Below are 8,354 nucleotides of genomic sequence, written 5' to 3'. Positions count from 1 at the left end.
TCTACCGGGTCATATGCACCAGGCGCAGTACGCCACAGCCCAGGGATCTTCGTCGGGATGAGTTGAAAGAACTGCGTATCGCGAAGCATCTCACCCAGGTGGTTGTAGCGAAGCATTTGGGGTGTGCCCCGGCGAGGATCAGTGACATCGAGACTGGAAAACGTCCGTTGACGGAATTAGCATCGGCCTACGAAAAATTTCTGAAAAGCGCTTGACACAATATAGGAGCATCGCAACTGGGCGAGGACGCTGCCTTCCGATCCAACAGAGTACGAGGTTGAACTTCTTACGGGCCTAGATAGTGCTGCTGCCCGTCGGCGATTTGCGTCTTGACTTTCGCCAATCGGCCCTCCAGAACAAAACGCCAGGGCAGCTGGTAGAAATGGCAACTGGAATAACTCTTCCTATGCCATGGGCATTAAGCTAAGAGGGATTAACTTGACTAGGGGAGAAAACAGTTATGGCTAAACACAGCGCCGAAGGCAGCGACCAGCAAACCGGGCAAACTATTGCTGCACGCGCCGTAGATTTGTTCAAGCAGTACGGTGAAGGCGACACGGCCGTCGTAGCACTCGACCACGTGAACGTGGAGTTCGTCCGCAATGAATTCACCGCCATCATGGGCCCGTCAGGATCAGGCAAATCGACATTGATGCACACCATGGCCGGGCTGGATTCGTCGACAAGCGGATCCGCCTTCATCGGTGATACAGACCTTTCCACGCTGAACGATAAGGAGATGACCAACCTCCGTCGCGACAGGCTAGGTTTCATCTTCCAGTCATTCAACCTTGTCCCAACGTTGACGGCTGCGGAAAACATCACTCTGCCTTCTGACATCGCCGGGGGCGCCCTAGATAAGGCCTGGTTCGACGAGGTCACAGATCGGTTGGGCCTGACGAACCGCCTCTCGCACCGTCCCGCGGAGCTTTCTGGCGGGCAGCAGCAGCGTGTTGCGTGTGCCCGCGCTCTGGTGTCACGTCCGGAGATCATCTTTGGTGATGAGCCGACAGGTAACCTTGATTCGAATTCCGGCAAGGAAGTGTTGAATATTCTTCGCACAGCCGTCGACGCGGACAATCAGACTGTGGTCATCGTGACCCACGACGCTACCGCGGCAAGCTATGCGGACCGCGTGATCTTCCTCGCTGATGGGCAGATTGTCAATGAGTTGCGCGATCCGACGGTGGAGACGATCTTGTCGACGATGACAGGAATCGAGAACTAAATGGCGTCCACTATGCGAAAGGTGTCGCTACGTAATATTGCGGCACACAAACTCAGGCTGGCGCTGACGGTGCTGGCTGTTGTGTTAGGCACAGCGTTCATCTCCGGCTCGTTCATGTTTACTAACTCGCTGTCGAATACCTTCGACTCCGTCGTCAGCAACGCATATAGCGATGTTGATGTCGTCGTCGAGGGCGGAGACGAGCTCCCGGGTGTTCCGCGCGAGACGGGCGACGCGATCGCGGAGGATCCGCAAGTCGATCGCATCAATGTCACTGGCAGCACCACTGTTGTTGCAGCGACCTCCGATAAGGAGACGATCCAAACCGGTGGCGGCTCCGCCCAGATGGGGATTTACTACCCCGAAGGTGAGGTCGTTGGCCAAGCTGTCGAGCTCACCGAGGGTTCAGAGCCCAGCGGCCCCTCCGATGTCGTAATCAACGCTAAGGCAGCCGAGAAGTTCAACATCTCGGTGGGCCAAGATCTGATCGTGGTCGATCCGGTCGAGCGCCACGACGTCACCGTCACAGGGCTCTTCGACTCCGAGCTGGATCAGGGTTCCTCCCTGGACATGCGCATGAACGAAGACGCGTACCTCGAGCGCTACACGGACGGCGTGATGTACCCAGGCCTCGCGGTCGCGGCGGCGGAGGGGACCGCGCCAGATGCGCTAGTCACCCATCTTGATGAGACGTATCCAGAGCTCAACATGGAGACAGGGCAGAAGCTTGCCGACGAAGTCTCTGAGGCCATTAACAATGCCTTGAGCTTCGTGAACTATTTCCTTATTGCATTTGGATTGGTGGGGTTGCTCGTCGGCACGTTCCTCATCGCCAACACTTTCTCCATGATCGTGGCGCAGCGCACCAAGGAGTTCGCGCTGCTGCGTGCACTTGGTGCGTCGAAGGGGCAGATTACGCGCTCGGTGACAGCGGAGGCAGTGATTGTCGGCCTGATCGGCTCGGCGCTGGGTGTTGTCGCCGGCGTTGGCTTGGTTGCTGTAATCAAGGCCGTAATGGGAGCAACGGGTACGCCGCTGCCGAATTCGGGGCTTGGCCTGTCGGTGTCAGCGGTGGTGGTTCCGATCGTCGTCGGCACGCTGGTGACCGTCATTTCGGCGTGGGCTCCTGCACGTCGAGCCGGCAAGGTGGAGCCGGTAGAGGCGATGCGGTCCAGCGAAGCTGCCACTCCGCAGCCATTGCTGGCGCGTACCATCATCGGGTTGATCATGATTGGTGCGGGTCTTGTCACCGCCGGCTGGGCCGTGGTCTGGGAGGAAGGCACGACGGGTAACCGTGCCAGCCTGGTGGGCGTGGGCACGTTGCTGGTGATCGTCGGATTTTTCCTGGCGGGGCCTGCCTTGTCGCTGCCGCTGGTGCCGCCATTTGGCAGGCTCATCGGAATGCCGTTCGGTGCGGTGGGCAAGCTGGCGTCCACGAATACGCGCCGTAACCCGCGGCGCACGTCCGCTACGGCATTCGCGCTAATGCTGGGAATCGCGCTTGTCACCGCGATCGGGATGCTGGGCGCGACGATGAAGCAATCCATCTCTGACTTCGCAGAAAGCGAGGTCGATGCTGAGTTCGTTCTAGCTGGCCCACAGATGGGTGCATTCCCAGTGCCCGCCGACGTACCAGAGATCGTGCGCGACGTCGACGGCGTGAATGATGTCGCATTCTACGCCCAAGCGCCAGTGATGGTGGACGGCAAGTACTCCCACCAGGCCGGTCCGCACGGTGTCACTGACGTGATGGGTGGCAATCCTGCGACGCTGGTTGAGCTTGACATGGCCGAAGGCTCCAGCGAACTGTCCGGCAACACTTTGATCGCCCCGCAGGCGCTTGCCGACGAGTTGGGCTGGAACGTGGGGGAGACGGTCGAACTCTCGGCGCCGGGCCTGTCACCGGAAACGGTCGAGGTGGAAGTCGGCGGTACTTTCAACGAGTCGGCGATTTTCACCAGCTTCGTGGTGTCCTACGATGCCGTTTCCGAACTCGTGCCTGCGCAAGCGAACACCATCATGATGGTGGGGCTTAACGGCGATGGCACGGTGGAGCATGAAGATTTGCGCGCCAACTTGGAAGCCGCCGTCGAAGACCACATCGTGGTGCAGGTGCGCGATACCGAGGAGATGGCGGGCGAGGCGTCGATGGCGATCGACCAGATGCTCTCCATCCTGTACGGGCTACTGGCCTTGGCGGTAATCATCGCGATCCTGGGCATCGTGAATACGCTGACGTTGTCTGTGATCGAGCGACGCCAGGAGATCGGCATGCTTCGCGCTGTCGGTACCCAGCGTGGACAGATCAGGACGATGATCATTCTGGAATCCGTGCAGATCGCGGTGTTCGGCGCGGTGGCCGGCATGGTGGTGGGCTTAGCCCTGGGCTGGGCTTTCCTCACCGTGCTGGCGGATCAGGGCTTGGAGACCATCGCGATTCCGTGGGGTCTGCTGATCACGATGCTGATTGGTTCCGGTGTGGTCGGCGTCCTTGCGGCGTTGTGGCCGGCCCAGCGTGCGGCGAAAACTCCGCCGCTAGATGCGATCGCCGACTAAAACGAGCCGTAGATCCGTCCGGCCCACACCGTGCCACGGTGGGCGGCGATAATGCCGATCACCACCGTGGCCAGGGTGTAGCTGATGAGCACCCGCCACTGCTTGGCGCGCACCAGTTCCCCGAGCTCACGGGCCAGCGTCGACCACGTCGATAAGGCGCCCGCAAAGCCCGTGCCCAGGGCCAGAGGCACCAGACCGGGCCCGGACACGGCGATGCCGAGAACAACAGCCGCAACCATATTCGCGGCAAACGTTCCCACCCGCGCCCGCGGAATGAAGCTTAAGCCCCAGCGCCCGAGCCCTCCGAGGAACCCGCCGACCCCCACGGCGAGCACAGCGTAGATAACCTCCATTTAGGCCCGCCTCCTGCGCAACCAGTCGCCGGCAAGCCAGGCCCCCACGCAACTACACAGCGTTACAACGACCAGCACGGCGGCCTCACTTGCCGACGAGGTCGCCGTAGCCAGAGCGAACGCGGAAAAGGTAGTAAACCCACCCAAGAATCCGGTGCCCCAAAAGACTCCAGGGGCCAACAGCCCCATGAGGAAACAGCCGAAGATATTGATGGCGAGGGTGGTGGGGATGTCGTCGTTAAGCATGCTTGAAACCCCGAAGCGGGCGAGCGCGCCGAGGGCAGCGCCTGCGCCCACCAGTAGCCCCTCTTTGATCATTTACACGATCTTACTTCCAATTCATCTGCTGCTTTGCGACGAACTCCGCAACCTCTTCGGGCGAGCGCTTCAGATGCGGGTCGAACTTGAGGTATTCGCGGGTCTCGCGTGCCACCAGACCGGAGAGAATGAGCAAGCCGATCAGGTTCGGCAGTGCCATTAGGCCGTTGGCCAGGTCGGAGAAGGTCCAGGCGATCTCAATCTGGGTGATCGCGCCGATGAAGACCACGCAGGTGAAGAAGAGACGGTAGGGCAGGGACGCCCACTGGCCAAGCAGCGAGACGATGGAACGTTCGCCGTAGTAAGACCAGCCGATGATCGTGGAGAATGCGAAGAAGATCAGAGAGACCGAGACGATCGTGCCGCCCCACTGGCTGCCCAGCACGGTGGAGAAGGCGTCGGCGGTCATGGTGGCCGCATGGTCGGCGCCTTGGTCCCACACGCCGGAGGTGACGATCACCAGGCCGGTGATGGAGACGACGATCATCGTGTCGATGAAGGTCTGGGTCATGGAGACCAGAGCCTGGCGGGTGGGGTGCGAAGTCTTCGCCGCGGCTGCTGCGATGGCGGCGGAACCCATGCCGGACTCGTTGGAGAAGATACCGCGGGCCACACCGAAACGCACGGCCATCATGATTCCGGCGCCAAGGAAGCCGCCGGTGGCTGCGGTGCCGGTGAAGGCATCGGTGAAGACCGCGCCCAAGGCTGCGGGGATCTGGTCAGCCATCAAGACCAGGGCGACGATGCCGCCGGTGACGTAGACGAAGATCATCAGAGGCACGAAGGCGGAGGTGATCTTGCCGATGGCCTGAATGCCACCCAGCAGGACCGCGCCCACGGCGACAAACATGATGATGCCGGTGATCCATGGGTCCACGCCGAACGTGTCTTCCATGCCTGCGGCCACGGAGTTACCCTGGGTCAAGTTGCCGATACCGAAAGAGGCAAAGATTGCGAAGACAGTGAAGAGGAAGGCGAGGATTTGCCCGACCGGGCCGGGGATGCCGCGCCGCAGGTATTCCTGCGGGCCGCCGGACTGGGCCCCCTTCGCGTCGGTCACGCGGAAGCGGACGCCGAGGTAGGCCTCGGTGTACTTTGATGCCATACCGACGGCGCCCGTGACCCAGATCCAAAAGAGGGCACCTGGGCCGCCGAGCGCGATGGCGGTAGCCACACCGACGATATTGCCGGTACCCACGGTGGCGGCAAGCGCGGTGGTGAGGGCTTGGTAATTGGAGATATCGCCTTCGCCGTCTTCCTGCTTGTCGATCAGCGCGTGGCGCATTGATCTTCCCAGGGTGCGGAATTGGATACCGCTGAGGCGGAAGGTGAGGAATAAGCCGGTGCCCAAGAGGAGCGGAATGAGCAGCCACGGCCCCCAGACGAAGGAGGAGGCGGTGCTGAGGATGGAGTGAAGGTTGTCAAGCATGTAAAGAAACTACCGACGATCAACTGTGGCGTGGAACACTTTTCATTAAGGTGGCACTTAAATTACCCCGTTTCGGGGGAGGAGTGGCGGAAAGTGGCAGGCGAACAAGGCTAATAGGTGAAAAAGGTCAACTTTGATAGATAAATGTGACGATTGCGACCAAAATGGGAGGAAAGGAGCTTTTCCTTTCGTTACTTAAGTTGATTAAGGAGTATTGCCATGGCTCACGAACGTGCCGGACAAGTTGCCCGCCCCGAGGATCTGATCGATATTGCGGAGCTGGTCACCGCCTACTACACCCGCGATATTGACCCGGACAATCCTGATCAGCAAGTAGCGTTCGGCACCTCCGGCCACCGTGGTTCCTCGCTGGACAACGCCTTCAACCAGCAGCACATCTGGGCCACCACCCAGGCGATCGTCGATTACCGCCGCGACAACAACATCGGCGGGCCGGTCTATGTTGGTCGCGACCCGCACGCTCTTTCGGAGCCGGCGATGGTCTCCGCGCTGGAGGTGCTGCTTGCCAATGAGGTCGAGGTGCTTGTCGACGATCGGGGCCGCTACACCCCAACTCCTGCCGTCTCCCATGCGATTCTGGCGCACAATGCGAAGCTGGACGGCGGTGTGACGGGCACGGACCCGAAGCGTGCTGACGGCATCGTGATTACCCCGTCGCACAACCCACCGCGCGATGGCGGCTTCAAGTACAACCCACCTTCAGGTGGCCCAGCAGATACGGACGCCACCGACTGGATCGCTGACCGCGCCAACGAGTACCTGCGCAAGGGCCTTGACGGTGTGAAGCGCACCTCGGTCACGGGCGTGCTGGATGATCGTGCTGTGAAGTTTGACTTCATGGGCAATTATGTCAATGACCTGCCGAATGTGCTGGACTTGGACGTGATCCGCAGCTCCAACCTGTCGATCGGTGCTGACCCGATGGGTGGCGCCTCCGTGGACTACTGGGGTGCGATCGCTGAGACGCACAAGCTCAACCTCACTGTTGTGAACCCGGAGGTCGACGCAACCTGGCGCTTCATGACCTTGGATACTGACGGCAAGATCCGCATGGACTGCTCCAGCCCCAATGCGATGGCATCCTTGATCGCCAACCGCGATAAGTACGACATCGCTACCGGTAATGACGCCGACGCGGACCGTCACGGCATCGTCACCCCCGACCACGGCCTGATGAACCCCAACCACTACCTCGCAGTGGCTATCGAGTACCTGTTCTCCAACCGCCCGAACTGGGGCGAGGGCACGGCAGTGGGCAAGACCCTGGTCTCCTCGTCGATGATCGACAACGTGGTGAAGTCCCTGGGTAAGAAGCTGGTGGAGGTGCCAGTTGGTTTCAAGTGGTTTGTGCCGGGCCTGATTGACGGTTCCGTCGGCTTCGGCGGTGAGGAGTCCGCAGGTGCCTCCTTCCTCCGCCACGATGGCACCGTCTGGTCCACCGACAAGGACGGCATCATCCTGGACCTGCTCGCCGCAGAAATCACGGCGAAGACGGGCAAGACCCCATCGCAGCGCTACGCCGAACTGGCAGAGAAGTTCGGCGCTCCTGCTTACGCGCGTACCGACGCAGAAGCCAACCGTGAACAGAAGGCCAAGCTCAAGGCGCTGTCGCCTGAGGATGTCTCGGCAACGGAACTGGCCGGCGAGCCGATCGTCGATAAGCTGACGAACGCTCCTGGCAACGATGCCCCCATCGGTGGGCTGAAGGTGACCACGGAGTCCGCGTGGTTTGCGGCGCGTCCGTCTGGCACCGAAGACAAATACAAGATTTATGCCGAGAGCTTCAAGGGTGAAGACCACTTGGCGCAGGTCCAAAAGGAAGCACAGGAGGTTGTCTCTGAGGTGCTGAAGAAGTAATACGCTGCAAGTATCCAGGGTGTTCACAGCGCCTACTCTGGTCTCCCTGGGTAGGGTGCGTTAAAGTTCAAGTGTGACCGTGATAGAAACGCGCCAAGAGGCGCCTGCCCGTGATATGCAAACGCTGGTGCTTGATGTCATCAGCGCGATTAGTCGATTCGGGTTGGCGGTGGTGTGGATCGCCGGCGGTGCGACGAAAATTGGCAACCATATGGATGTCACTCAGTCCATCGTGGCCTATGAAATATTTACGCCCTACTGGTCTGATTTGCTGGCCCGCATCATTGGCCCAGCAGAGCTGGCCGGTGGATTGTTCCTGTTGCTGGGCCTGTGGCTGCGGCCGGCAGGCAAGCTATCCGCCGTGGTCTTGGTGCTTTTCATTATCGGTCTATCGCAGGCGTGGGCGCGTGGCTTGGAAATTGACTGCGGATGTTTCTCTCCGGCCGGTGCCGAGCCTTCGACAGATTACTTGACGACGATTCTGCGTGACGTTCTATTTGTGGCAATGTCACTATGGACCGTCTACCGTCCGTTTCGGAAATGGGCAATTTATCCATAATGACAAGCGGTTCGCAGCCGCGCCCAATCGCAC

Annotated in this window: 8 protein-coding genes; 5 read left to right on the top strand and 3 right to left on the bottom strand. The window is 60.4% G+C overall.

The window, feature by feature from the left end:
* From B097_RS13325 to B097_RS0109285, 3 genes are all read left to right on the top strand, one after another.
* Positions 1–215 (top strand): helix-turn-helix domain-containing protein (locus tag B097_RS13325; RefSeq protein ID WP_040429540.1); only part of this gene is annotated, 215 nt, incomplete at its 5' end.
* Positions 216–460: 245 nt separating this feature from the next.
* Complete coding sequence (locus tag B097_RS0109290; protein WP_018582253.1) at positions 461–1,228, top strand: ABC transporter ATP-binding protein; 768 nt, start codon at positions 461–463, stop codon at positions 1,226–1,228.
* Complete coding sequence (locus B097_RS0109285) at positions 1,229–3,784, top strand: ABC transporter permease (RefSeq protein ID WP_018582252.1); 2,556 nt, start codon at positions 1,229–1,231, stop codon at positions 3,782–3,784.
* Here B097_RS0109285 and B097_RS0109280 read toward each other — a convergent pair.
* Genes B097_RS0109280 through B097_RS0109270 form a run of 3 tightly spaced genes read right to left on the bottom strand, consistent with a single transcriptional unit; the run spans position 3,781 to position 5,884 of the window.
* Entirely contained in the window at positions 3,781–4,137 is a 357-nt protein-coding gene (locus B097_RS0109280; protein WP_018582251.1) for a FluC/FEX family fluoride channel, read from the bottom strand. The genes B097_RS0109285 and B097_RS0109280 overlap by 4 nt on opposite strands.
* Entirely contained in the window at positions 4,138–4,455 is a 318-nt protein-coding gene (locus tag B097_RS0109275; RefSeq protein WP_018582250.1) for a fluoride efflux transporter family protein, read from the bottom strand.
* 10 nt (positions 4,456–4,465) lie between these two features.
* Positions 4,466–5,884, bottom strand: a complete 1,419-nt coding sequence (locus B097_RS0109270; RefSeq protein WP_018582249.1) for an alanine/glycine:cation symporter family protein — start codon at positions 5,882–5,884, stop codon at positions 4,466–4,468.
* A 219-nt stretch (positions 5,885–6,103) separates the two neighbouring features.
* Here B097_RS0109270 and pgm point away from each other — a divergent pair, with 219 nt between their 5' ends.
* The gene (gene pgm / locus B097_RS0109265) at positions 6,104–7,762 is read left to right on the top strand and encodes a phosphoglucomutase (alpha-D-glucose-1,6-bisphosphate-dependent) (RefSeq protein ID WP_018582248.1); all 1,659 of its coding nucleotides are present in this window, start codon (positions 6,104–6,106) and stop codon (positions 7,760–7,762) included.
* A 115-nt stretch (positions 7,763–7,877) separates the two neighbouring features.
* Positions 7,878–8,321, top strand: coding sequence for a MauE/DoxX family redox-associated membrane protein (locus B097_RS0109260; protein WP_026254428.1), 444 nt, complete (start codon positions 7,878–7,880; stop codon positions 8,319–8,321).
* Positions 8,322–8,354 lie beyond the last annotated feature (33 nt).

Source organism: Corynebacterium pilosum DSM 20521 = CIP 103422, from assembly GCF_000373805.1.
Taxonomy (GTDB): Bacteria; Actinomycetota; Actinomycetes; order Mycobacteriales; family Mycobacteriaceae; genus Corynebacterium; species Corynebacterium pilosum.
This window is presented reverse-complemented; position numbering and strand designations above follow the sequence as displayed.